The organism is Dellaglioa sp. CoH-57-MRSF-19 (assembly GCF_056781975.1).
This window is the reverse complement of sequence record NZ_JBXAXW010000135.1, coordinates 1-459: the sequence shown is the minus strand read 5'-3', so window position 1 is coordinate 459 and position 459 is coordinate 1. Positions and strand designations below refer to the sequence as shown.

Here is a 459-nt window from a genome sequence, read left to right as displayed (position 1 = left end):
AGCAGTTTCAAGATTGGTGCGCATTGGTCTACATTGCGACAATCGACCGAATTCTAGACGAAGGAGAAAAGAATTGACAATCGAATACGGAACCAACCGCCCTCACCCGCTCGATCCACGACACGGCCTGCCGCCACCTCCGGAACCCAAGAAAAATATTCTCGAAAAGAGACAGCAATGGTTCGTGAAGTTTCCGGGCACGAGCTGGCTGGAGCAGGTTGAACTTTGTGACGTGACGGAACACACAGTTCAAGTGTGGATCAAGGATGACACGCGCAGCTCCCTCTTCAACTTCGCGCGATTCAAGATCACCGATATTGAGTTCGTGGAGCGTGTGAAATGACGAAAGATGAGCTGGAAAAGCTGCCAGTGGCGCTTTCACTGGTGTTGGAGGCAGGGGCCTACCGAGATGCAGTGGCCGCGCTGGTCGCAGCCATCCAACACTGCCCTGATGAAGGG

General features: G+C 53.6%; 1 protein-coding gene. It reads left to right on the top strand.

From position 1 onward, the window contains the following. Positions 1-343 (top strand): hypothetical protein (locus tag AC1RO3_RS08620; protein ID WP_481764021.1); only part of this gene is annotated, 343 nt, incomplete at its 5' end. Positions 344-459 lie beyond the last annotated feature (116 nt).